The 1,500-nt window shown below is 74.0% G+C and carries 3 protein-coding genes; 2 read left to right on the top strand and 1 reads right to left on the bottom strand.

The genetic code is table 11. The annotated features are described in order from the left end of the window. On the bottom strand, positions 1 to 526 hold a 526-nt coding region (locus NON22_RS24220; RefSeq protein WP_343231957.1), incomplete at its 3' end, for a ligand-binding sensor domain-containing protein. A 134-nt stretch (positions 527 to 660) separates the two neighbouring features. Between NON22_RS24220 and NON22_RS24215 the strand changes: the two genes are divergently transcribed. Continuing rightward, positions 661 to 1,011: a hypothetical protein gene (locus tag NON22_RS24215; protein ID WP_257389544.1), complete on the top strand. Its 351-nt coding sequence runs from the start codon at positions 661 to 663 to the stop codon at positions 1,009 to 1,011. Further along, entirely contained in the window at positions 1,008 to 1,457 is a 450-nt protein-coding gene (locus NON22_RS24210; RefSeq protein WP_257389543.1) for a helix-turn-helix domain-containing protein, read from the top strand. Before NON22_RS24215 ends, NON22_RS24210 begins: the two co-directional genes overlap by 4 nt. Positions 1,458 to 1,500: the final 43 nt, after the last annotated feature.

Below are 1,500 nucleotides of genomic sequence, written 5' to 3'. Positions count from 1 at the left end.
CGACGCGCTGCCAGCGCGCGCCGTCGAAGCGCAGCAGGCCGCTGCGCGTGGCCGCGGCCCAGAGCGTGCCGGCGCGGTCTTCGGCGAAGGCCGTGGTCATCGTCGCCGGCGCGCCGGCCGAGGCGTCGTAGTGCTGCCAGCGCCCGTCGCGCAGCACGCTGATGCCGCCGGGCTGGAAGCCTATCCAGAGCGCGTCGTCGGCAGCGACGTACAGCGCCGTCATGTTGCTGTTGGCCAGGCGCTGCGCCGGCGGCGGCGCATAGCGCTCGAACGCGACGCCGTCGAAGCGGAACAGGCCGTTGCCGGTGCCGAGCCAGAGATAGCCGTCGCGGCGCTGGGCCAGCGCCCAGATGTCCGGCGGCGCGCCTTCCTGCAGGCTCCAGGCGGTGTGGTGGTACTGCGGCGAGGCCAGCGGGTCGCGCGCGGCGGCGGCCGGATCCGTGCCCGAGGCCAGCACCGGAGCGAGCAGCGCGCAGAACAGCAGGCCGCAGCGGCCCGGCGCGGCGCTGGAGCTGGCAGCAATCACATGTCCTCCCGCGCGGCCGCGCTCGATCCGAAGACTGTACACGCCGGCGCTGCCGCGGCATCCCTCGAAAGAGGTAGCCGCCGGCCCCGCGAATCAGTGATGCCGCGACGGCGCGGCCGCCATAGCCTCACACGATGCAGCGCTTGTTTTCCATCTTTCCGCAGGGACTGCCGGGCTGCGGCCTCGCGCTGCTGCGCATCGGCGTCGCCGCGGCCGTGGTGCAGCAGACCGCCGACCTCGACACGCCGCTGCGCGTCGCCGCACTGCTGCCGGTCGCTGCGCTGATGGCCGGCCTGCTGACCCCCTGGTTCGCCGCGCTCGGCGTCGCGCTGGCGCTGCTGCAGGCGGCGCTGGGCGCGTTCGCGCCGCTGCCGGCAGCGATCGCCGTGTTCCATGCCGCGGCGCTGGGCCTGCTCGGCCCCGGCGCCTATTCCCTGGATGCGCGCCTGTTCGGGCGCCGCCGACTGACGTTCCCGCGACCATGAGCCCGCCCCAGAAATCCCCCGTCGTACCGTACCGCCCGCCGTCGCGCGGACGCGGCCTCAGCGACCGCGCGCTGCAGCGCGTGAACGACTGCATCCGCGCGAATCTCGCCGAGAACCTGTCGCTGCCGCGCCTGGCTGCGGCGGCCTGCATCAGCCGCTTCCATTTCGCGCGCCTGTTCCGCGCACGCACGGGCATGAGCCCTATGCAGTACGTGCGCAACGAACGGGTCGCGATGGCCAAGTACCTGCTCGCGAGCGGCGGAACGCAAAGCCTGTCGCGCGTCGCCGCGGCGCTCGGTTTCTTCGACCAGAGCCATTTCACGCGCGTGTTCAGCAGCGTGACCGGGCTGTCGCCGGGTCAGTACGCGCGGGCGCAGGCGACGCCGTCGCGTGCGTCCGCGGCCGGCGCCGGAGCCGCGGAAGAGGGGGGATGCGCGCCGGGTTGAACGGCCGGAAGACGGTGGCGGCGCGGCGCAGATCGGAAGAGCG

It is taken from the genome of Tahibacter caeni, from assembly GCF_024609805.1.
Lineage (GTDB): Bacteria > Pseudomonadota > Gammaproteobacteria > Xanthomonadales > Rhodanobacteraceae > Tahibacter > Tahibacter caeni.
This window is presented reverse-complemented; position numbering and strand designations above follow the sequence as displayed.